This is a genomic window from Fibrobacter sp. UWH1 (assembly GCF_002210365.1).
Taxonomy (GTDB): domain Bacteria; phylum Fibrobacterota; class Fibrobacteria; order Fibrobacterales; family Fibrobacteraceae; genus Fibrobacter.
On the sequence record NZ_MWQG01000013.1, the window covers coordinates 23,931 to 49,789 of the forward strand.

At 51.5% G+C, this 25,859-nt stretch carries 15 protein-coding genes; 7 read left to right on the plus strand and 8 right to left on the minus strand.

Translation table 11 applies throughout. The features are described from left to right. Window positions 1–18 precede the first annotated feature (18 nt). The gene (gene glmS, locus B7992_RS07710) at window positions 19–1,845 is read right to left on the minus strand and encodes a glutamine--fructose-6-phosphate transaminase (isomerizing) (RefSeq protein WP_073158752.1); all 1,827 of its coding nucleotides are present in this window, start codon (window positions 1,843–1,845) and stop codon (window positions 19–21) included. A gap of 127 nt (window positions 1,846–1,972) precedes the next feature. Here glmS and B7992_RS07715 point away from each other — a divergent pair, with 127 nt between their 5' ends. Further along, window positions 1,973–2,914, plus strand: coding sequence for an FKBP-type peptidyl-prolyl cis-trans isomerase (locus B7992_RS07715; protein ID WP_083538093.1), 942 nt, complete (start codon window positions 1,973–1,975; stop codon window positions 2,912–2,914). A 155-nt stretch (window positions 2,915–3,069) separates the two neighbouring features. Then, entirely contained in the window at window positions 3,070–4,383 is a 1,314-nt protein-coding gene (locus B7992_RS07720; protein WP_073158755.1) for a M23 family metallopeptidase, read from the plus strand. Between the two features lie 6 nt (window positions 4,384–4,389). Here the strand turns inward: B7992_RS07720 and B7992_RS07725 are convergent, their stop codons facing one another. The 3 genes from B7992_RS07725 to B7992_RS07735 are packed head-to-tail and all read right to left on the minus strand — an operon-like array spanning window position 4,390 to window position 7,973. Then, window positions 4,390–5,808 (minus strand): S41 family peptidase, encoded by a 1,419-nt coding sequence (locus B7992_RS07725; RefSeq protein ID WP_088665969.1) that lies wholly within the window; start codon window positions 5,806–5,808, stop codon window positions 4,390–4,392. Between the two features lie 41 nt (window positions 5,809–5,849). Then, window positions 5,850–7,181, minus strand: coding sequence for a S41 family peptidase (locus tag B7992_RS07730; protein ID WP_073234451.1), 1,332 nt, complete (start codon window positions 7,179–7,181; stop codon window positions 5,850–5,852). 39 nt (window positions 7,182–7,220) lie between these two features. Then, window positions 7,221–7,973, minus strand: a complete 753-nt coding sequence (locus B7992_RS07735) for a leucine-rich repeat domain-containing protein (RefSeq protein ID WP_073158764.1) — start codon at window positions 7,971–7,973, stop codon at window positions 7,221–7,223. Window positions 7,974–8,275: 302 nt separating this feature from the next. Between B7992_RS07735 and B7992_RS07740 the strand changes: the two genes are divergently transcribed. Together B7992_RS07740 and B7992_RS07745 are read left to right on the plus strand one after the other, a co-directional pair. Beyond that, window positions 8,276–10,168 (plus strand): AIPR family protein, encoded by a 1,893-nt coding sequence (locus tag B7992_RS07740; RefSeq protein ID WP_073158767.1) that lies wholly within the window; start codon window positions 8,276–8,278, stop codon window positions 10,166–10,168. 236 nt (window positions 10,169–10,404) lie between these two features. Further along, complete coding sequence (locus tag B7992_RS07745; RefSeq protein WP_088665970.1) at window positions 10,405–11,595, plus strand: fibrobacter succinogenes major paralogous domain-containing protein; 1,191 nt, start codon at window positions 10,405–10,407, stop codon at window positions 11,593–11,595. A gap of 212 nt (window positions 11,596–11,807) precedes the next feature. Here the strand turns inward: B7992_RS07745 and B7992_RS07750 are convergent, their stop codons facing one another. Then, window positions 11,808–12,851: a PD-(D/E)XK nuclease family transposase gene (locus B7992_RS07750; protein WP_088665971.1), complete on the minus strand. Its 1,044-nt coding sequence runs from the start codon at window positions 12,849–12,851 to the stop codon at window positions 11,808–11,810. Window positions 12,852–13,154: 303 nt separating this feature from the next. On the opposite strand from B7992_RS07750, the gene B7992_RS07755 reads away from it, so the two are divergent. Next, window positions 13,155–14,777, plus strand: coding sequence for an acyl-CoA carboxylase subunit beta (locus B7992_RS07755; protein ID WP_073158779.1), 1,623 nt, complete (start codon window positions 13,155–13,157; stop codon window positions 14,775–14,777). Here the strand turns inward: B7992_RS07755 and B7992_RS07760 are convergent. After that, window positions 14,761–14,988: a hypothetical protein gene (locus B7992_RS07760; protein ID WP_073234461.1), complete on the minus strand. Its 228-nt coding sequence runs from the start codon at window positions 14,986–14,988 to the stop codon at window positions 14,761–14,763. The two genes, B7992_RS07755 and B7992_RS07760, sit on opposite strands and share 17 nt — an antisense overlap. Window positions 14,989–15,081: 93 nt before the next feature. Here B7992_RS07760 and sprA point away from each other — a divergent pair, with 93 nt between their 5' ends. Both sprA and mnmA read left to right on the plus strand, forming a co-directional pair. Then, complete coding sequence (gene sprA, locus B7992_RS07765; protein ID WP_254917650.1) at window positions 15,082–21,972, plus strand: cell surface protein SprA; 6,891 nt, start codon at window positions 15,082–15,084, stop codon at window positions 21,970–21,972. Window positions 21,973–22,023: 51 nt separating this feature from the next. Then, window positions 22,024–23,100: a tRNA 2-thiouridine(34) synthase MnmA gene (mnmA, locus tag B7992_RS07770; protein ID WP_088665972.1), complete on the plus strand. Its 1,077-nt coding sequence runs from the start codon at window positions 22,024–22,026 to the stop codon at window positions 23,098–23,100. 60 nt (window positions 23,101–23,160) lie between these two features. On the opposite strand, the gene B7992_RS07775 is transcribed toward mnmA, so the two are convergent. Further along, window positions 23,161–23,949, minus strand: coding sequence for a tetratricopeptide repeat protein (locus tag B7992_RS07775; protein ID WP_073158784.1), 789 nt, complete (start codon window positions 23,947–23,949; stop codon window positions 23,161–23,163). Window positions 23,950–23,970: 21 nt separating this feature from the next. Continuing rightward, window positions 23,971–25,794: a BatD family protein gene (locus tag B7992_RS07780; protein ID WP_073158787.1), complete on the minus strand. Its 1,824-nt coding sequence runs from the start codon at window positions 25,792–25,794 to the stop codon at window positions 23,971–23,973. Window positions 25,795–25,859: the final 65 nt, after the last annotated feature.

Here is a 25,859-nt window from a genome sequence, read left to right on the forward strand (position 1 = left end):
CTTTTGAGACTCTGTGGATTATTCCACAGTCACGCTCTTGGCCAGGTTGCGGGGCTGGTCCACGTCGTTTCCGCGGAGCACGGCAATGTGGTAAGCCATGAGCTGCAGGGGAATGCAGGTGAGGATCGGCATCAGCATGCTGATGGTCTTGGGAACCTTGATCAGATGGTCGGCGATTTCATCCAGCGGGTGGCAATCGTCGGTCGTGATGGCGATAACCTTGCCGCCTCGGGCCTTGATTTCACGGACGTTACTGATAACCTTGTCAAAGAGGGCGTCCTTGGGGGCGATGACCACCACGGGCATGTTTTCGTCGATCAGGGCGATGGGGCCGTGTTTCATTTCGGCAGCGGGGTAGCCTTCGGCATGGATGTAGCTGATTTCCTTCAACTTCAGAGCGCCTTCCATAGCAACAGGGTAGTTGTAGTGGCGTCCCAGATAAAGGAAGTTGTTTGCCTTTACATACTTCTGGGCGATGCCTGCAATCTGGTCCGAAAGCTTGAGGGTCTGTTCCACCTGTTCCGGCAATTCCTGCATGGCCTTGACGATGTCTGCACCGCTTTCAAAGCTGAGGCGACGCTGACGGCCCAACAGCAATGCAATCATGGCAAGAACGGTCACCTGGGAAGTAAATGCCTTGGTACTTGCCACACCGATTTCGGGACCGGCGTGCAGATAAACGCCACCGTCGCTTGTACGGGCGATGGTAGAACCAACGCCGTTACAGATGGCAAGAGCGGTGGCTCCCTTCTGCTGGGCTTCCTTCAATGCGGCCAAGGTATCGGCGGTTTCACCGGACTGTGAAATGGCCAGCACCAGGGTGCCCGGCTTAATGATGGGGTTGCGGTAGCGGAACTCGGAAGCGTATTCCACTTCAACAGGAACGCCTGCCAGATCTTCGATCATGTATTCGCCAACCATGCCGGCATAATAGCTGGTACCGCAGGCGGTAATGATAATGCGGTTGATGTTGCGGAGCTCGCGGATGTTGGTGTCGAGGCCTGCAAGCTTTGCGTTGCCTTCGGCGCACAGGAGGCGTCCGCGCATGGTGTTGCGGAGCACTTCGGGCTGTTCAAAAATTTCCTTCAGCATGAAGTGGGCGAAGCCGCCCTTGGCGATGGAGTCCGCATCGAATTCCACATCCTGGACTTCGTGCTGAACCGGCTGGCTCTGGGTGTTCAGCAGGTTGTACTTTTCACGATGGATTTCCACCACGTCGTTGTCGTCCAGATAGACCACCTTCTGGGTGTGGCTGATGATGGCGGAAACGTCACTGGCCAGGAAGAATTCGTTCTGACCGATACCGAGAATCAGGGGGCTACCGCGACGTGCGCCAATCAGAGTATTGGGCTCATCCTTGCAGATGACGGCCAGGCCGAAAGTTCCTTCGATGAGGGAGAGGGCCTTGAGAACCGCTTCCTTCAGGTTGCCCTTGTAGAACTTTGCAATCAGGTGAGTCACCACTTCGGTGTCTGTTTCGGACTTGAACAGGATGCCGTCTGCCTGGAGACGCTTCTTCAGGGAGGCATAGTTTTCGATAATGCCGTTATGGACAATGGAAATCTTGCCGTCAAAGCTCTGGTGGGGGTGGGCGTTCTGTTCGGTGGGGGCGCCGTGGGTGGCCCAGCGTGTGTGGGCGATACCGATGCTTCCGCTTACAGGGGTGGCCTTGAGCTTAGCTTCCAATGCCGAAATTTTGCCCGATGCGCGAACAGTGCTGATTTCATCATTGTCGATGAGGGCGACGCCCGAACTGTCGTAACCACGGTATTCTAGCTTCTTTAGACCGCCAACTAGAATCGGTAAAGCCTCACTTTGCCCAATATACGCGACAATTCCACACATATAAATTCCTTACTTTTTTAATAAAGTGCAATATATGAAAATCTTTTGGTAAAAATGCGTTACAGATTGTCTTTTGAAGCCGCATTTTGTTATTTTTCCACTCGTCTAACAAAAAAAGAGGAATGAAATGAACAAAAAAATGCTTCTTGCTGCAGGTGCAATTGCTCTTGCTATGACTGGTTGTGATCAGCTGTGCCAGGGTTCCGCTCCCGCAAAAAAGACTGCTCTCGTTACTGAAAAGGATAAGTATAGCTACGCTCTCGGTGCTCACTTTGGTAACCAGGCTCACTTCCAGCTGGTGACTCGCGACTCCATCGATCTGGACATCGACGTGTTTATCCAGGCTTTCAAGGAACGCTATAACGAAGATTCCGCAAGCTTCCTGATGAACGATTCCGTTATTTTCCAGACCCTGACCGACCTTTCTCAGTCCCGTCAGAAGGAAAAGGAAATGAAGGATAGCATCGCTGCCGCCAACAACAAGGCTGCTGGTGAAGCTTTCCTCGCTCAGAACAAGACTGCTGAAGGTGTCGTTACCACCGAAAGCGGCCTTCAGTACAAGGTAATTACCGAAGGTACTGGTGCAACTCCTGCCGATGGCCACATCGTCAAGGTTCACTATACCGGTACTCTCCTGGATGGCACCAAGTTCGATAGCTCCGTCGATCGTGGCGAACCTCTGGAATTCCCCATTGGCGCAGTGATTCCGGGTTGGACCGAAATGCTGAAGCTCATGAAGGTTGGCGAAAAGGTTACCGCATGGATCCCCAGCGATATCGCTTACGGTCCCCGTGGTCGTGGCCCGCAGATTCCGGGTAACAGCACTCTCGTGTTCGAAATGGAATTGATCGACACCCACTCTGCTGACGAACCCAAGGCTGAACCCGCAAAGGAAGAAGCAAAGGCTGAAGTGAAGCCCGCTAAGGCTGAAAAGAAGGCTCCCGCCGCTAAGGCTGCAAAGCCCGCAGCTCCCAAGGCTGAAGCTAAGCCCGCTGCAGAAGCACCCGCTGCCGCTGCACCGGCTGCTGCTCCCGCCGCTGCTGCAGAAGCTCCGGCCGCTGCACAGTAATTTGCGCTGAAATCTTTTATGATTTGAGGACCTCTCCAAACAAAGGGAGAGGTCTTTTTTTATCTTGCGCTTGTTAACTGAAATAGCTGCATTTTATGTGATGCTTTTTGAGAGTTCGCAGATTTGATAATGCAGCTTGTATAGTCGAGGTGTTTGTGTTCCGTTTCTTTATAAAATTTGCGGTAGTCATTTGCGTCATCACCCTTTGGGGTTGTAACGAACAGGAAAAGATCCTGCAGTTGCAGGCAGAGGGTGTCGCCCTTCAGGCCAAAATCGATTCCCTGAATCAGGCTATAGAACAGTCCCAGATGCTTCCCGGAAACTGGATTGTAGAAAATGATACGGTCCGTGCTGGCGATGGCTTGTTCCAGGTGCTTTCCCGCATGCATATTAACGAAAAGGAACGCGGCAAGCTGGTGCTTGGCATGCAGGATAGCGTGGAACTTTCCAAGATGCGTGTGGGGCAGGTCTTCTTTGCCGCCCTGGATTCTACAGGCAGCGTTCAGCGATTCCGCTATGCCACTTCTCCCGCCACCATCCACATGATGAGCAAGACGGATTCGGGCTACGTCTATAGCCGTATCGAAAAGCCGGTGACCCGCCGCATGTCTATTTTCGAGGGTGCTCTTACCGAAGGCAGCACCCTGAACGGCACCCTGTTCAAGGTGGGCATTCCTGGCCGCATGGTGGGTATCGTCAGTGGCGTGCTCCAGTGCAAGGTGGCCTTCCCTCTGGCCCGTGCCGGCGACAAGTTCCGTATCCTTCTGGAAGAGACGTTCTATCAGGATTCTATCTGGATTAGCGGCAAGGTGGTCTATGCCGAATTCGACGGTCGCATTGTGGGCCATCACGAGGCCTTCCGCTACGAGGATCCGGATCCCAAGAGTTCCTTTAACGCCCACTATACCGAAAAGGGCGAAGCCCTGGTCTATGACGGTCTGCGTTACCCCTTGGACCGTCTCCACGTAACAAGCCCCTATGGCTCCCGAATTCATCCCATTACAGGCCAGCGCAAGAGCCATCACGGTATTGACTATGGTAACCCCACGGGCACTCCGGTTTATGCCGTGGCCGAAGGTGTGGTCGTGGTTTCGGGTTATGATGATTTAAGCGGTAACAAGATTGCAATCCGCCATCGCGACAATTCCCAGAGCTGGTACATGCACCTGTCTGTTCGCGGTGTAGGTGTCGGTGCCAAGGTGGCTCCCCGTCAGGTTATCGGCCGCGTGGGTAACACCGGTCGTAGCACCGGCCCCCATCTGCACTTCGGTTTCAAGAACGAGAAGGGCGCCTGGATCAATCCCACCAGCAAGACCATGATTGCGACTCCCAAACTGGAAGGGGAACGCCTGGGCCGCCTGCAAAAACAGGTTGCCGAAATCCGTGGAGAAATTGAAAAGACCCTGGCCGCTCCTGCGGTCAAGGCCAATGATACGACGGACGTCATGGTCCGTATGCGAAACCTGTAACAGGTGCTAATTCGCTACTTTCTTGAATCTGAAGCTTCCTGCGCCGCGGCGGATATAGTCGCGGTCAAGAACCTTTGCCTCGCTGCTTTCTCCGGCGGCTTCCTTGTCGAAGTTTCCTGTAGAGACCTTGCCGTAACCGGCTGTTCTTTTTTCTGTGCGTAGGGTGGCAATTTCTACAGCCTTGGCCATTTGCTTGTCGGGGTCGTAGATGAGGTGGTCGGGCTCGATTCCGAAGGAGTGGTATGTTTCCCCGTTCTTGTCAAAGATGTGGGCGTCGGTAATACCGAAGATTCCTCCTGCGAAGGTTTCGCTATAACCCTGGCCGATGCCCTTGCCGTAGGTGGTGGTTCCTACAATGGGGGAGGCCTTGTTGCTGGTAATGTTCATCAACATGATTTCAGAGCAGCTGGCGGTATTCTCGTTGGCCAGGAATACCACATACAGGTCCTTGCCGATGCCGTCGACTTCTGCGTAATCCGTGGTGGTGTCGAATTTTTGAACAATCTTGTTCTGAATTCCGCTTTGAACGGAATCCCAGGTGGCTTCAACGAATGTGGCCAGTTTTTCTCCCTTGGAAAGCAGGTCTGCCGATGCATTTTCGCAGTGTTCGATTGTGCCGCCACCATTGTCGCGCAAGTCGATGATGAGGGATTTGTCGCCGTTGTCTACAATCTTCTGGAGGCGTTCATGGAATTCTCCATAGGTTCCGTATTCGTTTGCGGTAATGTCGGTAAATTCATCGATGGTAATGACAGGGATGCCGCTTTTGTATGCCAGATGGACTGTAGGGGCGTTAAATGAGTCCAGCTGGATCACGGCGGTGTGGGATTCTCCGTCGCGGATGTATGCAATCTTGATGATGTCCAGCTTTTGCCCCTGAATCGCCTCTTCGTAATCGGCCTGGCTTGTGATGGTTCGGTAGTTTACCGCGGTGATGATGTCGCCTTCCTGCAGCCCTGCGAAATAGGCGGGGGAATTGCGGAAGATTTCGGTAAATACCAGTGCGTTGTCGATAACGTCAACCTCGGCGCCGATACCCACGCTTTCTGGAGATTCGGTCAGGGCCTTCATGATGCCGTCAGAGAACTCGGGGTCGTAATAGCGGGTGTACCTGTCGCTCATCTGGTTGTACATGCCGCAGACGTCTGCATAACGAGATGTGCAGGCACCCTTGGAGAAGTCGGCGGTAAAGAGTACCTTGAAGTAGACGTCGGGATCGCTGTTCAGTTCATTTTTGAGGTGGGCGTCGTAATAATAGGCGCTTAACAGAAAATGATTGTACAGGAGTTCCTGGTAATAGATGGATTCCCTGTCCTGGTCCGTGATTTCCTTTGTGGCGCTGCTGCTGTTTTCGGTACAGCCCCACATCAGGAAACCCATGGTCAACGCAGCAATGCTTGCTATAGATAAACTTTTGTTCTTCATTTCATCCTCAATAAACTAACCCAGACTTTCTAACCCAACGTTCAAAATATAAGAAAAGGTTCTTCACTTTCTATGAAAGCACCACCGATAGATGGTTTGCTGGGGCTAATGGCCTTCTTCGAAACTTTATCGTCTTCGGAATCGGAGAACTTTTTCCCGTAATATTTTTCTAGGGCTTTCATGCCGCAATTCAAGTCGACGCTTTGACAGGGGTAGTCGGGAATGATTCCGATTTTGTGGTAGGAGTTCCCCTTGGGTGTCAAAAATTCCAGGTTGGTGATAATGGCGAGGCCGCCTGCCATGGTGTTCCAGGTGGTCTGCCCGATGCCCTTGCCGTAGGTAGTGTCGCCGGCAACAGGGATGCCTGCGCCCTCGGCGATGGCTGCAGTAAAGATTTCCGCGCAGCTGGCGCTTCCTCCGTTGACCAGGGCCAGGAACTTTCCTTCTTCGCCTGCGTCTCCGGAAATGGCGTTAGATGTATTTGACTTTTTGACAGGAGTCCCGTCGCCGTTAAAAGTTCTCCAGCTTCGGGTAGAAATGGGTCCGGACTTTATGAATAGATCCGCCATGTTGACGCACTGGGTTACATGTCCGCCCGGGTTGTTTCTCAGGTCCAGTATTCTGGGCTTGCTGTAATTCCGCGTGGAATCAAGATAGGCTTTCAGTTCGCCATACGATCCCTTTTCCTTGTCGGCGGTAGTTTGTTTGAACTCGGTGATGGTAACCACGATGGTTCCGTCGATTGTGGTATCTACGAAAACGGTGGGGGCGTAAACGTCTTCCTTTTCCATCTTGTAAGAAAGGGTGTCGTCTTCGTAGGCAACCTTCAATTCAATGGACTTGTTGTAATTCAGGACGGAATCGTAGGTGTTGTAGGCGGCGCTATAAGAAAATGTCTCGGTTTGCAGAAGGCTCTTGCCGTTGACTTCCATGATGTAACCCCAGCGGCGAATTCCTGCGCGCCCTGCAGGGCCATTGGGGTAGACCCGCTTAATGCGCAAGGGGTATGGCTGGTTAGCGTAGAGCACGTATTCCATGCCTAGAGAACCGGGGACGATGCTGGTGTTGATGGAGATGGAAGTCTGCTCGCTCTTGGACGGGGCCACGTATCGGGTGAATGGGTCGTCCAGGACTTCATACAGGGTTTGAACGGAATCCCCTTCCGGTTCCAGTTTTCCCAGTTCCTCTTCGAAGAGGTAGGTCCGTTCCAGGAGCCAGTAATTGTAGGTGTACTCTGTGGGGGCAGGGGTGCTTTCTACGGGGTGCATAAAATCACCGCAACCCCAGAGGTTGGCGATAATAAGCATACCGATAAAAAAAGAAAAAACCGATGGAATGTTCTTCACACCGGTTTCTGTAGAAAGCTTCTGCATAACCCTTTAGTCTTTAACCTTTAATCGCTAAGCTAATGATTACTGGTCGATTTTCAGGTTCTTCTTGTCCAACAGGATGCGAGGAACGCCGCCTTCCATGGGGTTTTCCATGACGGAGATGGTTTCCAGCTTTTCGCATTCGGCCAGGCTTTCGGGCAGGGATTCCAGCTGGTTTGCGTCCAGGACCAGTTCCTTCAGGTTCTTGAGGTTGCCGAATTCAGAAGGAATTGCTCCCAGGCTGTTGCCGGAGATCATGAGAATTTCCAGGGATTCCAGCTTGCCCAGGGTGGCGGGGATGCTGGTGAGATCGTTATTGTCAAGATAGAGTTTTTTCAGCTTGGAGAGCTTGCCCAGAGATGCGGGAATTTCGGCCAGCATGTTGTCGTGGAGACTCAGCTTGGTCACCTTGGTCCAGGAGCCGATTTTGTCGGTCAGGTCCAGCAGCTGGTTCTTGGCGATGTTCACCTGCTGCAGGTTCTTGAGGTTACCTACGGAATCCGGCAGTTCAGACAGGCTGTTGTAACCCAGGTACAGGTGTTCCAGCTGGGTCAATTCGCCAATGGTTTCGGGAAGTTCCATCAGGTCGTTTTCGCTGACGGAAAGCTTTTTAAGGTTCTTGAGCTTGCCGATGTCATCGGGCAGTTCTACCAGCATATTACGGTCTAGAACCAGTTCCTCGAGGGAATCCAGTTCGAACAGTTCCGGAGGGAGCAGACGAATATTCTGCTGCGACAGATCCAGTGATTTGGACTTGTCGGCTTTGGCCTTGGCAATAACATCGAGCAAATTCATAACGTATCTCCTATAGCTTTAATCATAGTATTTTTAAGTTGCGTTGGAGCGACATCGGCCGAAAAAATGCTAAAATCCATCTTACATTTTTCGTACGGTTAGAGGTAATGATTTGAGTGTTTTTCTATAATTAGTGCTCAAATGTTTATGAAAACGTCAATTTTTTTCAAAAAAAATTAAAAGTTTTTTGAAAATTGTGCTCAAAGGGGGGGATTTGAAGCTATTTTTTATATATAAATATGACAAATTGGAAGGTACATCATTAGTACCGGACTTTTTAGTGTATCATACTGAGGAAAAAAATGGAATTGACCAAATCACAGGAACGCCGTCTAGCATTTGTAGCTAGCCTTTTGAGTCTTAACCCTAACGATCCTACTGATCGAATCAAGGCACTTCGGCACCTAAACCTGGATGAAAATGGTTGCTTCCATGGATTCCAATACTCCCAGGGCTTTATGGAATTCTTCATCTTCCTGGATGAAGATACTCCCCTCGAAAAGGTTGTGGCTCACCTGAATGCCGACCTGAAGCAGTTGCAGATCGCCGTGTTCCGTACCAGCGATCCTTCCAATCCGTTCTTCATGTCTCTCCGTGAAGAAGCCGACCCCTGGGCTGTCAACAAGATTTCCGATGATGCCGAAGAAGAAGATTCCGATGCACCGGCAAGCCGCCCCTACATGGAAACTCTGGAAATCACCGTGCTCCGCACCCGCGCCAGCCGCGATATTACCGACTCCGAACTGGAACGTACCCTTAAGGACATGCGCCGTAAGCTTACCCTCTGGAAGGACGAAATCAAGGCCAAGCTGGAAATCGTTGCCGAACACGATGACCTGACCCGCGACTTCCGCTCCGCCGACGACAAGCTTGAAATCGTCATGGAATCCGAACCGCTGCACCTCACCAGCGATCACGGTGAACTCTTCCTCGGTTTCTGCCCCATCCGTACCATTTTCGACTACCATGTTGCATTGGGCAAGCGCCTCAAGACTAAGCACAACATGGCTATCGTCAGCTCCAATATCCGTACCTATCTTGGTAACCTCACTCATACCAACGCAGCCCTTATCGATGCCTTCCAGACCATGGAACGCGCCGACGACCAGAATGTGAACGTGGACGACTTCCCGTTCCTGCACAACGGTATGACCCTTACCGGCGATGACCTGCGCCTGAAGGATCGCGATGGCAAGAAGGTGCTGTTCATTGAACGCCCCAAGATTATTAACGGTGCTCAGTCCCTGTTCACCTACGAACAGTACGCCAAGAAGAGCAAGAAGCCGGTGAACCCCTACGTTCTCGTGAAGGTTGTGGTGCCGTACCCCGGTGCCGATAGCTTCCTGAACCAGGTGACCATGGCTAACAACCGTCAGAACCCGGTATTCAGCTACCACCTGCGCGCTGCAGACGATCTGCAGTTCTTCATCTGGCAGCGTTACCAGGAAGAAGGCTTTACCTATGTCTATAAGGATGGCGTCCGCCTGAAGGCTCGTACCCGTAAGCTGGAAGTCCGTATGCGTCCGGAACTTGCAAAGACCCTGTTCATGATGGATGGCAAGCTTTCTGAATGCCGTTCTTCTGATTGCATCTTCGACAAGGAAACTCTTTACCAGCGTTGCTTCGGCGCCTTCGTCCGCGTGGCTCCCGAAAAGGAACGGGATTTCGTTCGCAAGACTATCGCCTTCACCAAGGCTTGGCAGCTCCTGAGCCGTCTGCCCATCAAGATCCGTAAGGTGACCCCGGGTAAGGGCGTGTCTATCGAAGCTAACGACGATAATCCGCTGACCCGCATTACCTGGAACGGCCGTCTTGAAGACAAGTTCATCTTCCGTAGCGCCGTCAAGGACCTGGTCGTGGCTCTGGCCCTCAAGCACTGGCTCATCTACGGTGATCCGATCCAGGACTTCGAATGGCTGGTCGAAAACGAACTGAACTTCAACGATTCTATCCTGAAGTATGCCGCCAAGATCTACACCGACGATCTGAAGGGTATCCTCATCAGCGAATTCAAGGATAACTCCAACTACTATGACACCATCACCACCATCGATAAGGATAGCGGTGAATCTGTGGAACGTCGCCTGTGGAAGGGCTTCTCCAACACGGCCACCTACGAAAAGATGATGGATCTGTTGTGCAAGAAGAACCCCCAGTGGGAAAAGTGCCGCGAAGGTATTGAAGCATTTATTTAGGAAAATGAGGCCGGTCCCCTTGCAGGGTCCCTTTGGGGGATGAGGTCGCACCTTCGGTGCTTTTAGGTAAAAGGCTCCTGGCGAATGCCGGGGGCTTTTTGTGTTTGTGGGATTGGTTTTGGACGTACAGTCCGTTAATACTTGTTTGGGGAGAGGGGCACTGGCAAGGGCCTGTAAATTAAGTTATACTTAACGCATGGAGCGAGTATGCAAACTTGTTCTCGGGGGTAGATTCGATGAACATAAATTTTTTTGAAATGGTTGCGGTTAAGGCCGGCTTTGTTGCCTTTGCTCTGGCCATGGGTCTTGTGGCCTGTGGCGATGATGGTTCTACAAATGGACCGTCTAATGGCCATAATGACTTGAGTGCTTCGTTCGTTGAGTCTGAAGGTGATTTGCCTAACTGTACAGAAAGTGGGGATGGTTCTGTTAGCTTTGTTGACGGGACTAAGGAAGGCTTTGTTTGTAAGGACCGTAAGTGGCTTCATTATGACATGCTTGCGGACATTGAAGAAAATCTGCCTGGCTGCGCGGGGTCAAGAGAAGGCCTGACTGCCTACCTTTATGAAGAAAACCGCGAACTGAAATGTGTAGAAGGTGCCTGGGGGGCTGTTGGCGAAGAGGCTGGCTCGTCTTCTTCTGTCTTCCCGAGTTCTTCTTCAAGTGTCATCCCGGGCACCGCCCCGGAATCTGGCAGCTCCGTTGCATCGTCAAGTTCCGCGAAGTCCTCGTCGTCAGTTGCAAGTAGTTCCTCCGCAAAGAGTAGCAGCTCTGTTGCTGACAAGGCAAACTGTGCCTACTTGAATCCGAACATTGACTACGGCACCATGACCGACACTCGCGACGGCCAGGTGTACAAGACCGTCACCATCGGCACTCAGACCTGGATGGCTGAGAACCTGAACTACGACCCGGGCGATGTTTCCAGTATGGGTAGTTACGCATGGAGCGGCTGCTATGATAATAAAAGTGTAAACTGCACCAAGTACGGTCGCCTGTACACTTGGGAGGTCGCCATGAGTGACGCAAGCTGCGCTTATGGTAATAGTTGCAATCCTAGTGGCATAGTTCAAGGCGTTTGCCCAAGCGGCTGGCATTTGCCTAGCTACGATGAATGGAACACTCTGTTCACCTATGTGGGTGGGACTGGCATCGCCGGTCAGAAGCTGAAGGCCAACACCAGCCTTTGGACCACCTATAGTGGTGTGACTAATGACGATTCCTTTGGCTTCGCTGTTCTGCCGGCGGGCTACCGCGGCGACAATGGCTATTTCTACGACGAGGGCTACGGCGCGCGCTTCTGGAGTTCTACTGAGGACGATAGCGACGACGCGAGCCGTTGGAGCTTCCGCTACAACTACGACGGCGTGAACAGCTATTGGAGCAACAAGGGCAGCGCGTTCTCTGTTCGCTGTCTTCGGGACTAAAGCGATGGTGAGTACAGCAAAAGTAAGCTTGCTTACTTTTTTTGTCGAACCTGAGCGTAGGCGCTTCAGCGCCCTCTAACTAGACCGACGTAAGTCGGACTAGCGGTTGGCTAATGTAGGACAATCAAAGCGACAAAGGATTGCCCTTTTTACAAAAAAAACACCATTGCATTTTTTTGAATGGTGTTTTGATTGTTACTTTATCTGTGATTTTACTGTTGGAATAAGTTTTTCTGAATCTCCAGCACCCGATCAATCGAAACATCGTTGTCTTCTGCGATTTCATCCAGGGTGAGCTTGCCTCGCTTTAAAGCCTTGATGACCGCCTCGGTCCGAGCTTCGTCCTTACCTTCAGCACGACCTTCAGCACGACCTTCTGCGTGTCCTTCGGCAAGTCCCTTTTCAAAGCCTTTTGCATGCCCTTCGTTGATGGCGTCGTCGATGCAACAGTCGATGTCGTACTGAGTAGTCATGGAAAAAGCCTGCCTTTCTAGAACTTCCTTGGGGGTTCTACGGATGCGTAACCGCTCGTAGGCGTCGCGGATGGCGCCCTGGGCGGTGCTGGGAATTTCGTCGCGGCTGCCGCAGTTGTTGATGAAGTCCATCCATTCCCGCTCCCTTTCGGGAACGTCCTTGGCGGCTTCCAGCTTCGGCAACTTAATGAAAATATAGTTCAAAACATCGCTTACGGGCAAGGCGTCCTTGTTTCCCAGGTCGCTCTTGCGGTAGATTGCCCAGGTGTCGCGGTAGTCCTTGTTACCGTCGGTGGCGTTCTCGCAGATCCAGATGCTGTATATCTTGGGCATGCGATAACGTTCTGCGAGGGAGAGTTCGCGGCGGCGCTTCTGAAGGGAAAGAAGTTCTTCGCGGTGGGCCTCGGCGGCCATGACGGCTCCGTACAGAACGACGCGATCCTTAAAGTGAGTGTGACCGTATCTCTGCATCTCTACGTCGATGTATTCGCCCTTCTTGGTCTTGGCGTGAACATCGACACCGACGATGTCGTCGCTGGGGTAGATGACCGCCAGGTCGCGGTTCATGTGCTCAACCTCTGTAATGGCATCCTCGTCGTTGCGACGGAGGACTGCGTTCAGGAAGTCCATCAGGATTTCCTTGTCCTCGAAAAGCCTGACGAAGGCGGTGTTCTCCTTCGCGGAAAGGAAAGTGGATTGACGCAGCAGCTCCGGAATTTCCTGTTCCGGAAGGTCCTGGTTCAAAATGACGCCGAAGTCGGCGCGTGATCCCAATGCTGTCATGGGATACCTCTTGAGAAAAAGTTTAACGATATGGTGCCGACCTCAATTTTTCGTTGAAATCGGGGGCCCTACGTTACACACTCAGGAAGCGCTTTCCCAGGTACCCTGCGGCGTCCTTCCTTCGGTCAAGTTGAAGGCGAAGTGCCGCGAGCAGCAAGCAGAGAGTTAATGGCCGCGCACGAATGCCGGATGAGAATAGGCTGAATATAGTAAAATACTCTAAAGATGGCGTTTTTTGTTGACCGCTTTTACAGCGTTTTTTATCTTTGTTTGCGAAAATTTTACACGAGGAGTTCTTACAATATGTGGAACGAAAAACATCTTAACAGACTGAATGAGTACCTGAGCCAGGCTCAGGCTGCTGGTGGCGCTGCCCGTATCGATAAGCAGCACCAGTCCGGCAAGTATACTGCTCGCGAACGTATGGAAATGCTGTTCGACGCAGGTACTTTCGTGGAAGTTGGCGCTCTCCGCAAGTCCAGCAACCGCGTTCTCAAGGAAAGCAAGGTCATCCTGGGTGATGGCGTCGTTACCGGTTACGGCAAGGTGAATGGCCGTCTGGTATTCGCTTCTTCTCAGGACTTTACCGTTGGTGGTGGCGCTCTCGGTCAGTGCCATGCCGAAAAGATTTGCCGCGTCATGGACATGGCTGTTGAAGCCGGCTGCCCGTTCGTTGCTATGAACGACTCTGGTGGAGCTCGTATTGACGAAGGCGTGTTCTCCCTGGCTGGCTATAGCGCTATCATGGCTCGTAACGTTTGGGCTTCTGGTGTTATTCCCCAGATCGCCGTGATTATGGGCCCCTGTGCTGGTGGTGCCTGCTATTCTCCGGCTCTGTCTGACTTCATCTTCATGACTCAGTCCACTTCCCAGATGTTCCTCACTGGCCCCGCTGTGGTTAAGCAGGTCATGGGCGAAAACATCACCGCTGCCGAACTGGGTGGCGCTCCGGTGCATACCGCAAAGTCCGGTGTGGCTCACTTCATGTTCGAAGATGACGTAAAGACTTTGGAAGGCGTTCGCAAGCTCCTTTCTTACCTGCCTCAGGGCAACAAGTGCAAGCCGGTTCCTGCTGCAGAACAGCTGGAAGAAAAGGCTGACGAAAAGGGCATTAAGAAGCTCTTCAAGAAGTTCCTGAACAAGCAGGAAGCTACCTGCGAAACTGCAGAAGATAAGAGCGCAACTATCCAGGACATCGTTCCGGATAACTACAAGCAGGCTTACGACGTTAGCGCCGTGATTGCCGCTTTCGCTGACGCTGACAGCTTCTTCGAAGTTCAGAAGGACTGGGGCAAGAACGTTGTGATCGGTTTCGCTCGCCTGAACGGTGAAGTTATCGGTATCGTGGCTAACCAGCCCAAGGTTCTCGCTGGTTCTCTGGATGTTGATGGTTCCTCCAAGGCTGGCCGCTTCGTTCGCTTCTGCGACGCTTTCAACATTCCTCTGCTGGCTCTCGTAGACGTTCCGGGTTACATGCCTGGTAGCAAGCAGGAATACTCTGGCATTATCCGCCACGGTGCAAAGCTCCTGTACGCCTTTGCCGAAGCAACCGTTCCTAAGGTTACCCTCATTCTCCGTAAGGCCTTCGGTGGTGCTTACATCGCCATGAACTCCAAGGACGTGGGTGCAGACTATGTCTTCGCTCTGCCTATTGCTCAGGTGGCTGTGATGGGTGCAGAAGGTGCTGTTGAAATCATCAACAAGAAGGAAATCACTGCTGCACCGGATCCGGTTGCCGCACGTGCCGCTTGCATCGCCAAGTACGAAGACGAATTGATGAACCCCTACGTTGCCGCTGCCATGGGCGTGGTTGACGAAGTCATCAAGCCGGAAGACGTACGTAAGCGCCTTGTGGGTGCCTTCGACGCTCTGAAGACTAAGGATCAGAAGCGTTTGTGGAAGAAGCACGCTAATATTCCGCTGTAAGTGAAATAAGGCCGATAAAGATCGGTCCTTGATGCTCACTGTTTTTAAAAGGTTCCTGGTTAATGACCGGGAACTTTTTTGTATAAACTAATCTGCTGTTTTGAGGCTGTTTCGGCGGATTATGCGGTTTAGGGGCTCTTGTTGTAAAGTTTGCGGCTTCTACTGCGAAAAAAAATGCTAATTTCCCAAAAAATTTCGGTGCTTTGTCCATAAAAGTAATGGTCTCCGCAGGGCGGAATTCAGTATTTTTTTGGTAGGGTGGCCGAGGGGTTGCTTACAAGGATTTTTTCGCGGCTTATTGTTTGTGTCTATTTCTGATTTGAAATACTGGTTTTATGCTTTAGGTGTTGCTCTGACGGCGGGTTTTGCCTGGTCTCAGAGTGATTCCATGTCTGTTGTTTCTGCGGCGGATGCCGAGGTTGGCGAGGTTGATCCTGCAGAAACCGAGTGGCAGCCTACCATGCAGTATATGGAGTTGCCCCCGTCCGTGACACCTTTGAGCGGTATGGCGCCTTTTGGCGGAATCGGTTCTTCTCCCCGTTTGATGAATACCATGAAGGGGCAGGTGTTCACCCACGATGTGGATGTGGCAACCCGTGAAATGGACATTTCCGAGAAGCATGTGAATGCCGCTTCCCGAGATACCACCGTGCTCTGGTCGGCACATTATCCGGAATTGACGGATTACGTGAACGACATGTATCTGGCAGGCCGTAAGAATTTATGGTTGAACGGTCTGGTGGGGCAAGCTAACGAAGGGTACGAGACTCCGGAGACGGGTTCCGTTTTCGACATTACGGTCCCGGTGACTATGCCGGCCTGGATGCGCGATTTTGGTCTGGATAAGCCTAAGCTGATGCTTCAGGGTACCATGGATATCCGACTGAAGGGATACGGTGAAAAGGATGATGCCGAAGGTAGTACCTATACCAGCCTCTGGCCCAGTCCCACGCTGAACTATACTCCCAACTTTATGGTGAAGGGCAAGATCGGCCCTTACATTACCGTCGAAATCAATAACGTTGAAGAAGGCCTTGGTACCAAGAACCAGGTGCGCGTGGTGTACGAAGAATCCTATAAGGATGAATTCGAGGACTACATCTTGCAGCGTGTGGAAGCGGGTACCACGAACCTGGCCCTGACCGGTACGGAACTGACGGGTTATTCGGAAAATCATCAGGGCCTCTTTGGTATCAAGGCGGACTGGAAGCTGGGCGACTGGCGCCTGACTACCATTGCATCCCAGGATGGTGGTGAACAGGAAGAATATACCTTGAAGGCTAGCGAGTCTACGTCTGAATTCCAGATTCTGGATAAGCAGTTCATTGCCTACCGTTATTATTTCTTGAACCATGGTGCCAGGAAGGCTTACGTTAAGAACGCCATTCATGGTAAGACTACGTCTGACTATCCTGCCGCAAAGAACTTGCAGCTCTATAAGCGCGGAAACATCACCACTTTCAGCAATTCTACAAAGGATGTAATCGATAATGTAACGGCGGTCTATAGGACTCCCGATGGCAAGGTTATCGAGAAGAAGGTGGACCGCCTGATCGCCCTGGACCCCAAGACGGACTTTACCTACGATAGCAAGACCGGTATCTTGAAGGTTAACGGTGTCAGCCGCAATACCTTGATTGCCGCAAGCTGGAGCGACGATAGTTCTGGCCGTGGAAATACGTCTGACGTCAAGAACGGATCCAAGGTAATCTTGGTGCAGTGGGATGCGGCTCTGCCGGAACTGACGGACATCGACAAGTTGATGCTCCGTAACGTGTACTCTGTGGGTATTTCTGACGCCAGTGCCTCCAGCTATGTGCTGCGCATGAAGAATAAGTCTGGCATTGCCGGCAACTATCTTAAGACCCTGGGCCTTGTGGATGATAAGACCGGAAGCCCTCTGGTTAACGACGCAACCATCTTCAAGAAGAATGAATCCGGTATCTACACCGGTGAAATGTGGCTTCCCTGTAAGACCACTTCTGATACGACGGTAAAGTCTGAATCCAGATTGATGGATAACTGTCTTGAACCTCTCCGCTGGGTGGACTCCTCGGCGGCTATGGCCCAGATGTATTCCTTGCCGGTCTACAACCTTTCCCGCTACACCAGCAAGTTCTATTTCGAAACTGTGGGCAAGCGCCGCAGTTCAACGCTTAGCGTTCGTGATCCCAGCTCCAGCTATTCTGTGAATGGTAGTTCCTGTATGGATATTTCTCCGGGCTCCGAAAAGGTGACCGCAGGTTCTACGACTCTTATCCGTGGTACCGACTACGAGGTAAACTACGAACTGGGGCAGATTGAACTTTTGAGTGAACGCGCTCTTGACCCGAATAAGGAAATCAAGGTCAGCTACGAATGCGAACCGCTCTTTGAAATCGACAACAAGCTGTTGCTGGGTGCCCGTGCTGAACTGCCTTTGGACTTGTATGGCCTGGGTGCAGGATCTGTTCTGGGTATTACCGCCCTGTACAAGAGTCAGAGCACCACGGCTGAAGTGCCGACCTTGGGTAACGAACCTTACTCCAGCGTATTGCTGGGTATGAACCTGCGCTTGCAGGATACCGTAAACGCCTTGACTGAACTGGTGGACGCCATTCCGGGAATCAATGCTACTGCTCCGTCTTCCTGGCGCTTTGAAGCTGAAATTGCCGCAAGCCATCATAATGCAAATACTAGCGAGAACCAGTCTGCCTTGGTGGAAGACTTTGAAGCCACCACCTCTGGCTTGACTTACCCGCTGTCTAGGCTTTCCTGGTATCAGGCTTCTCCTCCTGGTGGTACGGACCGCTCCATCTTTACATACATCCCGGAGCTGGATTACAGACATCAGGGTGAATTCATCTGGCATAGCAACAATACGGAACTGTACAAGAACATCTACCCGGCTGTGGGTAATTCCGATGTGGACAATCAGCACTTGACCGTGCTGAAGATGACGCTTCGCCCCAATGACAACCTGATGGGAAATTCCTGGGGTGGTGTCATGCGCCCCAACAGCGCCTACTATCAGGATATGAGTGACCTGAAGTATGTCGAAGTGGTGGCTCGTGGTAACGTGGGATCTATTTACCTGGACCTTGGTCTTGTTAGCGAAGACTTGTCTATTAACGGTGATCGTCCTAACGAAAAGTATGATGGTGAAAATGACCTGGGTACGACTACGGCCCTGCACGACAAGGGTCTGGACAACGCTACTGGCGCCGATGAAGTCCGCTATGTGTGGAAGTGCAGTAATGCCGGCTGTGAATCCAGGGAAGTGAAGGCGGATGCCGGTTCTACGGATATCGCTCGCGATGATTACGATGATGACCTGGAAGATCTTAGCGATCCTCCGGTAAACATTAACGGTACCGAAAACAACTCCGGTGAACGCAGCTACGATACCGAAGACATTAACAAGAACGGCGCCCTGGATACGGACATTAGCTTTGTTCGTTATCGTATCGACCTTTCTGATACGCTGAAGGCTCATTTCGAGGAATTGAAGAACGGCTGGCGCAAGTGGCGCATCCCGCTGAACCAGTATGATACCATCGTGTCTTCTACGGGTAGCGATTATCTGTCGATCTTGTCGGGCGCTCAGTATTCTCGACTCTGGATGGGTTCCTTGAACAAGGGTGTGGCCGAAGCCAAGGTCCAGATTGTTCATCTTGCCGTTGTGGGTAATGCCTGGGAAGAAACAACCGTTGCCGACCTGTATCGCACTTCGACTAACGAAAATTCCCAGATTGTAGAAATCAATGGCGTTGAAACTCAGGTGAGCGAAGTGACCTCTGCAAGGGATACCACCTACATCAAGGTTTCTACAATCAATAACCGCGAAAACTCCGACAAGTATTCCAAGTCTCCCAATACGGCGACGGAACGTGATTCCGATACAAACGCTCCCCTGAAGGAAACGGCACTTGTCCTGGATTACCATAATATGCAGCCGGGTCAGGAAGTGGGCGTGACCCGCATCTTCGAGACGGACAAGAAGGACTTCTCCAGCTATAAGTCGGTGAAGATGGAAATCCATTATGCCGCGAAGGACAATACGGGTGACGTCCGATTTGCCATTCAGTTCGGTGAAGGCTCGCTGGAAGGTTCAAGCGATTACTACGAATGGAGCTTCAAGCCGGTTAAGCTGGAATGTAGCTCTACCGTATGCCACGATGACAACTGGCTCGACAACGCCTTCTCTATGAATGTGGCTGATTTCTCTGACTTGAAGCGTGGCCGTACTCCGCCGTTTGTAACCGCTGTCGAAAAGAAGCTGAAGCCGAAGAGTGGCGAAAGAGACCGCGAAGAAAAAATCCGCCTGGTGGGTAATCCGTCTATTACCAGCATTGACTGGATGCGCTTTGTGATTATTGCGGATTCCAGCAGCGACGCCTCTAGTTTTGAAGGTACCTTCTGGGTAGACGACTTGCGCCTTTCCGATATGGATACGGATTGGGGTTATGCAGGCCGTGTTGGCGGTCAGGTGAACTTCTCTGACTTCATCTCCCTTTCTGGAACGGTCCGTTATCAGGATGGAAACTTTGCTACCCTTTCTACTTCTAATGGCTCTCCCAAGCCCAAGGTTTCTGAAGCCGCTTCTCAGCTGGATGTGGCCAGCGACTTTACCATGAATTTGAACAAGTTCCTGGATGATAGCGCCGGCTTCCATATTCCGCTTTCTTTGGGATACCATAGCACTACGAAGCGCCCCTACATGAAGCCTACTGATGACATGATGCTGAACCACAGCAGCTTTGTCGAAATGACAGGCGATATGTTCCAGCAGCAGCTCGAAGTGGATCCCAGTGATGAACAGCAGCTTCGTGACGAAGGTGAATCAAAGGGCTACCAGTCTTACGTTCGCGAAAAGACCATCGGTATCAGCTACCGCAAGGACTACAAGGCTCACGAATCCAAGTTCGGCGAAGTGATGTCCCAGATTTTCCTGGACCGCCCTGCGTTCAGTTATTCCTATACTGAATCTGAAGGCCGTTCCACAACCAGTGCCGACTCCACTTATTCGTACCATACGATTCTTGAATATAAGTTGGGTACGTTTAGCCTCTTTAAGTTTAAGCCGATGGAAGGCCTGTCTGACATCTCCTGGCTCAAGGAACTTTCCAAGACTGAATTTGAACCTTGGCCGCAGACTTTCGACTTGACCCTGTTCGACTTGAACTATGTGCGTTATGTGAACCAGGCTCGTGATCCGGATTATGTGGATCCCCAGGTAGACAAGGTGGTTACCTATACCACGGAATTGAACCACAAGCTGAACATGCGCTGGAATATTTTCTCGTTCTTGACGACCAGCTATTCCTTGAACATCAAGCGTGATATGTATGGTGGTGGCGACCGTGAAGCCTTTGTAAAGAAGAACTTCTTTACTTCAAGAGACGGCGGCCTCTTTGCCAGCGATTATGTCTTTGATTTCGATCATACTGATCGCAAGGTCTACATTTCTTCTGATAGTGTGCTTGTCATTCCTTACGACACCATTCCTAGACCGAAGCTTTCTGCCGATGGCGATACCTTGGGTGAGGACTGGGTGGTCGATATGCAGAATCCCGACTCCTATGAAATCCTGTATGATAGCACCCGCTTCTACAAGGTGGATAGTGTGGGCCACAGGGAATATGGCCGTTCCTATGGTATTCTTCGTAACGAACGTGCTCGTAGTCAGCAGTTTAGAATCGGCTTTAACCCCAGGCTGATTCCCTTCATTCCGTTTACCACGAATTTCACCTCTGACTTTAGCCAGCAGAAAACGATTCCCGATGATTTCTCCTTTAGGGATGAAACCATGATCGAAAAGAACTACTGGACTATTTCTCAGACCAACCGATTCGAATTTTCTCCCACCTTCAGGATTTTGGATTTGGCTCAGAGCTTTGGCAAGGAAAATGCCGTGGCCAGCGCCCTGGAAAAGATCAAGTGGCGTGAAATTCGTTTCAACTGGACTGCAAGCACAAACACCGTGGGTGAAAACTTCACCTTGTCTCAGCTTTATGAAGATCAGGGTGTGACTCCGCTGCAGTATTATCTGTACGGTCTCGGTCTTGGCAATGGCTATAGGAACCGCGGACTCTACAATATCGTAACTGGCGACATGGGACTTGACCATCGCGATGATTTCCGCAGGTTTGCCCAGTATCGTAACCATGAAGTGGATACTCTGGTTTATCAGGGGAACTTTAGACATGCCGTTTCCCGCCAGTTCCAGGTGGGTACGGGAATTACCTTGCCGATTTGGGATATCGGTGTGACGGGCGATTTGCAGTGGAAGGAAGATTTCTCCCAGTCTCGTGAATACCCGCTGTATATCGATACCACCACGTTGTGGCCGAAGATTGGTGTCGGTGTGACTGTTCCCAACTTCGCCCAGAGAGTTTCGTTCCTGAATGATTTCAAGAGTGTTTCTACATCTCATCGTTTCGACTACTCCTACACAACGACGGTTCATCCGTTCCAGAGTGCAGAAGATTCCTGGAGTCAGACGCTTAACTTCAATCCGCTGGTCAAGATTACCTTCTTGCTCCAGAACAATATGCGTATCGAAAATGCGGTCCGCATGAAGATTGAGAGCACGGATCGTCGCCCCAAGGAAGAAGTGGTCAGCTGTACCAGCTGGGCTCCTGAAAATCAGGATTGCAGTGGCGGAAGCTCTCGCGATACGACGGACTATTTCTGGGAAACGCCCTGGATTCATACGGCCCTGTATAACGACTTCGCCTTCAATATTGGTGACGACTTTACCGTTACCTATCCTCTTAAGCTAGACAAGGTTCTTAAGATCTGGAAGTGGTTCTACAAGTTCAAGAATTCTATCGACTTGAAGTTCACCGCCGGTTACGACTACAAGAAGACTATTCGTAAGGAATACGTTCCCAACGAAGGTTATGACATGTGGGCTCCCGAAAGCGGTACTTCTGATGGTGTCTTTAGACAGTGGTCTTATGTGGCTCCCACGACAGGAACTGAAGAGACTCTGACGGTGTATAATCCGAAGCTTCATCTGGAAGAACGTAGGGTTCCCTCAAGAACACACGAATGGTTCCTGCGTCCTGCAGCCAGCTATCAGTTCAATAAGATGGCCTCTATGAGTTCTTACGTCGAGTACCGCCAGATTCATGAAAAGCTGGATGACGAAACTCCTCACCTGCGTCAGATTCTGCAGTTTGAAATTGCGCTGATGCTGCGATTCAATTAAAAAATATGAGGCGCCTCTTCGGGGGCGCACATTGTTTTAAAGGATGTAATTATGGCAAAGCAAAGAGTAGCTGTTGGAATGAGCGGAGGTGTGGATTCCTCGGTGGCGGCGCTTTTGTTGCAGGAACAGGGGTACGAAGTTTTTGGTGTGACCTTGCGAGTGTTGCCTCCCTTGGCCGAGGCTTCTCGCGCTTATGATCCCGAAAAAGATGAGAGCGTTTTGAAGGCTCGCTCCGTGGCTGATAGATTGGGAATTGAGCATCATGTGGCTGTTTGTGATGACGCCTTTACGGAACGTGTGTTAAAACGTTGCCACAATGATTTTTCTAGGGCCCGTACGCCAAACCCCTGCTGCTATTGCAATCGTTACATCAAGTTTGGCTGGATGATGGATTTCGCCCTGGAACATGGTGCTGATTTTTTGGCGACCGGTCATTATGTCCAGATGAAGGACGTTGACGGAGCCCGCAGACTTTTTAAGGGACTTGACGTAGGTAAGGACCAAAGCTATTTCCTTTTCGGTGTTCCCGACGAGTCGCGTGCCCGTGTGCTTACTCCTCTCGGAGGTTTTGTTAAGTCCCAGGTTCGTGAAATTGCCTCCCAACATGGTTTCGTAAATGCCAGTGCCAGCGATAGCCAGGATATCTGCTTTGATATTTATGGCGAAGACTATACAAACTTCTTGACGGACCGTTATGGCCAAATGACCCGTGGCGGAAACTTTGTTACGGAAGAGGGCAAGGTGCTTCGCAAACATGACGGTTTCCATCGTTATACGGTCGGTCAGCGTAAAGGGCTTGGAGTCGCTTTGGGCGTGCCTGCCTTTGTGCGGAACGTGAATCCGGAAACAGGGGACATTGTGGTGACTGCCGACAAGGCTGCCGTAAGTGCCGACATGGTGCAGATTGAAAACTGCGTGTGGCATGGAGGGGCGGTAAAGCCCGGTGATGTATTCCGCTGCGAGGGCATGGTGCGTTATAGGCAACGTCCTGTGTCTTGCGAGGTAAGCATCCTTGAAGACGGGAAAGCTATCGCCCGCTTTATGGAACCGCTATTTGCCGTGACTCCGGGGCAGTGTGCCGTATTCTATGATGGCGACATGGTCGTCGGTGGCGGCTGGATCGTATAACTAAAAAACGCGGGAGATGCCCCGCGTTTTCTGTTTAGATATTTTTTGTGAATCGAATGCTTAGCGGACGATGCCTATTTCGCTACGCTTTACAAACCCCTTGACCTTTTCGCCGAGGCGGATTTCTACGAAACGGCCTTGTTCCGAAAGAACTTCGAAGGAGGTTCCTTCAGAAAGGGTATTCAAGGTTTGGGCCTTGTCGTTAGGTGCGCTGGTGACGTCGGCATCGGCTGCGGTAACGACTCCGGTAATTTCGGTTTCGGCAACAATGATCTTGTAGCCAGCGCTTGCTCCGATGATGCTGAAAATGGCGGTGAGCACGAAAATGAACCCGATAAAGATATTCTTGGTCTTTTCGCTGGTGGAAACCTTGCGGACGATGGCTGCCAGCATGATGAGCCAGAAAATACCTAACAGGGCGAACATCTGAGCTTTCAGGGAAAGGGCATGGTGGGCCTTGAAGAGACCTGCCAACAGCGGGTTCTCTTCGTCGTCTTCATCAACCTTGTCCTTGGTCATAGCCTGGGCATAGGCCAGATTGTGCTGGACGTCGGCATCGTTGGGACGTAGGCGTAGGGCGCTTTTAAAGTAATAGATGGCATAACCCAACTTTGCGCTACGGAAATAGGCGTTTCCCAGATTGTACAACAAGTCGGCGTCCTGGATGCCTTGTTCTTCGTAGCTGTCGTTGCAGGTGCGCCATTCGTCGATGGCTCGTTCGAAATCGCCTTCGTTGTAGGCTTTTGTTCCGGCCTCGATGCCGGCGCAGGCGGTAGGTGCTGCACTAGCTATTCCCAGACTTGCAATACAGAGGGCTGCTAAAAACCAGACTTTAAAAATATTCTTCATTTTATAAAACCTCTTTTGGCCTTACTTCAGCCCGTTCAGACTTTCGCAAAGTTTTTCCACGTCCGCGAGCATTTTCTTCTGTTCTTCGGCGGAGGGACTGACCGGGGCGAAACGTGCGAAGGCGCATTTTTCAAGCCAGCTGTCAATGGCGGAAATGGTTTCGGCAGAGACGCCGCGGCTTTCCAGTTCCTGCTTCATCTGGGGACGGGTCATGCCCCTGAATTCTGCGTTGGTCAAGTCGCTAAGGTAATCTACCAGACCGTTTTCTAGAGCGGCGTAGAGAGCCTTGGCGTCGCCCTTTTGCAGTGCGGCATTGGCGTTGGCAAAGCGGGCCTTCAGCTGCTTGCTAGCCTTGCCCTTGCGAACCAGGGCCTGGTTGCTGCTGAGTTTGCGCTTACGCTTGATGGCCAAGGTGACAATGAAGTAGAAGGGAAGGGCCGCTGCAAAGAGAATCCAGTAGAGGACGTTCTTGTAAGGGGCTTGACTCGAAGCGGTACCGCTAATTTTATGAATGAAACGGATGTCGCTGCCCAGAGCCTCGATCTCTTTCTTCTGAACTGGGGCGGGACCGTTCGATACGTTGGCTACAGGTGCCTGGAACATGGCTTCTGCAGAAGCGTCGCCCTTTTCTACTTCGATATTCCAGGGGCCAGCCACTGCGGTTTCGTATTTCTTCTTGCTTGGATTGAACCAGCTGTACTTGATTTCGGGGATGGTGAATTCGCCCTTCTTCTTGGGGTAAAGGAAGACTTTTATGCTCTTGCTGGTGACCACCTTGTTTCCAACGATCTTCTTGGAGATGTCATTTTCGGGAGGCACCGAGCGGAAATCGCTAAAGTCGGGAAGCTTGGGATCGGTAATGGATCCGGGAAGGCCGTCACCCTTGATGTTGATGGACAGGGTCATGGCTTCGCCCACCTTGAGGTTGGTGCGGTCAAAGTCTGCGCTAAAGCTGTAGTTGCCTACCATACCGCTAAAGTTTTCGGGCTTGCCTTCGGTGGGGAGGGGCTTAACGGTAATGTTGACGGTGGGGGAGGTGGCTTCGGCCTCGATCGATTCCTGCTTGACGCTTCTGCTCGAGAAGGACATGCCGCCCATCTGCTTCTTTTCTTCGACGACCTTGGGTTCACCCAGCTTGGTGTATTTGAACTTGAATGCCGGAATTTGCAAGTTGCCGCTCTTGGTGGGGCTGAGCCATGCAAACTTGGCACTGGCCTGAAGTTCTCGGCGGGCGTTTTCAACCGGTTCGAATTTCATGTTGGCGAGATCACTGCGGTGGACGATAAAGTCGTTACCGGTGCTCATGTCGGTGGCCTGCAGGTTCCCCTGGAAATGTTCGTAGGTGTGGAAACCCAACGTAACAGAGAACTGTTCGCCTTCGTAAACGGATTTCTTGCTGGGGGTCAGGCTAACGGCAAGGGCATCGTCGGTAAAGGCCCGCTGAATGTTGACTGGGATATCGCCTGTGATGCCATGTTTCTGGCCATCGATGTTCATGAAGATGCCACCGGCGCTGATCCGTCCGGTTTTCTTTGGGGCCTTCAAGGTAAAGGTGTAGACGCGTGCCTTGTAGCTGCGGGCTCTGCCGCCACCGCCAAAGAAGGATTCAAAGGGGTCCATTTCTGGACGCATGACCTGGTCGGCACTGTCCAACTTTACAAGGTTGAATCCATTCTGGGCTTCAAAATGCAGGTCGCTTCGGTTGTCGGGCAAATCCTGCAGGGGGAACACAAGCTGAATTCCAAAAGTGTTGCCAGCCTCAATACGGTCCCTGTCAAATTGGAGGGACGGGCGGGCAAAAGCCATGGCTGTAAGGGCCATACATGCTAGCGTCAATTTTTTCATGGCCTAAAAATACCAAATTTTAGGTTGCGAGATGTATAAAACGGCTGGATTTCGTGAACAGAAAA

Excerpts from the sequence above, each read along its gene's own strand:
- B7992_RS07715 (WP_083538093.1), top strand. The coding sequence starts at position 1,973 with ATGAACAAAAAAATGCTTCTTGCTGCAGGTGCAATTGCTCTTGCTATG.
- B7992_RS07760 (WP_073234461.1), bottom strand. The coding sequence starts at position 14,988 with ATGGACAAAGCACCGAAATTTTTTGGGAAATTAGCATTTTTTTTCGCA.
- B7992_RS07745 (WP_088665970.1), top strand. The coding sequence starts at position 10,405 with ATGAACATAAATTTTTTTGAAATGGTTGCGGTTAAGGCCGGCTTTGTT.
- B7992_RS07750 (WP_088665971.1), bottom strand. The coding sequence starts at position 12,851 with ATGACAGCATTGGGATCACGCGCCGACTTCGGCGTCATTTTGAACCAG.
- B7992_RS07725 (WP_088665969.1), bottom strand. The coding sequence starts at position 5,808 with ATGAAGAACAAAAGTTTATCTATAGCAAGCATTGCTGCGTTGACCATG.
- mnmA (WP_088665972.1), top strand. The coding sequence starts at position 22,024 with ATGGCAAAGCAAAGAGTAGCTGTTGGAATGAGCGGAGGTGTGGATTCC.
- B7992_RS07780 (WP_073158787.1), bottom strand. The coding sequence starts at position 25,794 with ATGAAAAAATTGACGCTAGCATGTATGGCCCTTACAGCCATGGCTTTT.
- glmS (WP_073158752.1), bottom strand. The coding sequence starts at position 1,845 with ATGTGTGGAATTGTCGCGTATATTGGGCAAAGTGAGGCTTTACCGATT.
- B7992_RS07740 (WP_073158767.1), top strand. The coding sequence starts at position 8,276 with ATGGAATTGACCAAATCACAGGAACGCCGTCTAGCATTTGTAGCTAGC.
- B7992_RS07735 (WP_073158764.1), bottom strand. The coding sequence starts at position 7,973 with ATGAATTTGCTCGATGTTATTGCCAAGGCCAAAGCCGACAAGTCCAAA.
- B7992_RS07775 (WP_073158784.1), bottom strand. The coding sequence starts at position 23,949 with ATGAAGAATATTTTTAAAGTCTGGTTTTTAGCAGCCCTCTGTATTGCA.
- B7992_RS07730 (WP_073234451.1), bottom strand. The coding sequence starts at position 7,181 with ATGCAGAAGCTTTCTACAGAAACCGGTGTGAAGAACATTCCATCGGTT.
- B7992_RS07755 (WP_073158779.1), top strand. The coding sequence starts at position 13,155 with ATGTGGAACGAAAAACATCTTAACAGACTGAATGAGTACCTGAGCCAG.